This window comes from Yersinia sp. 1252 StPb PI, from assembly GCF_048593885.1.
Lineage (GTDB): Bacteria > Pseudomonadota > Gammaproteobacteria > Enterobacterales > Enterobacteriaceae > Yersinia > Yersinia enterocolitica_E.
In genome coordinates, this window is the sequence record NZ_JAZGQE010000443.1 from 1 (window position 1) to 714 (window position 714).

Here is a 714-nt window from a genome sequence, read left to right on the forward strand (position 1 = left end):
ATAGATAACTAAAGCGCCTTCGAGACCATCTTGATATCGCAGATTCTGTTGAGTATACTTTAAAGGGTTGCACTCAATGGTCACATTCTTTTTTTATTAAAAATAACTTGAGAGGCTGAGCTAATCATGGATGAAAAAAATAAGCCATCGGATTCAAAAAATTTAGTCGTAAAATCCTTGAATTCACTTCCGCTGATTTCCATTATGGAACACAGCCATGAACCGTGGGTTGTAAGAGATTGCCAATCGCGTTACGTGTACGTAAATCAAGCCGGTCTGGATTTTTTAAATTTACCTGCTGGTTTTGATATCGAGGGACGGTTAGATAACGAATGTCCGGCTGATTGGGCGGAATTTGCTGAACAATATCAAGCCAATGATAGAAAAGCGGAAAAGAGTGGAAAACGCGTGGCTATTATTTCAACCAATTTTTATGGCCGAGATAGAATACTAGAACCCTACTATTTACCCAGGTTTCCTATTTACAATAAAATCGGTGAATGTATTGGAACATTAACAAATGCCAGCAAATTAAATTTTATTTCTCTTTCTCAATATATAGACCGCCGTACACCTTCAGTATTAACACTTACCCCGCCAACAGATCTGTTTAGCGAAAAAGAACTTGAGATAATCTTTTTCATATTACAACCTATGACTACTAAAATGGTAGCGAAAAGGCTTTCTTTATCACACAGAACAATAGAAAATAGA

Annotated in this window: 1 protein-coding gene; it reads left to right on the top strand. The window is 36.7% G+C overall.

The genetic code is table 11. From position 1 onward, the window contains the following. Positions 1-126 precede the first annotated feature (126 nt). Positions 127-714, top strand: a 588-nt coding sequence (locus V2A85_RS24210) for a helix-turn-helix transcriptional regulator (RefSeq protein WP_420072622.1), incomplete at its 3' end; no start/stop codon positions are given.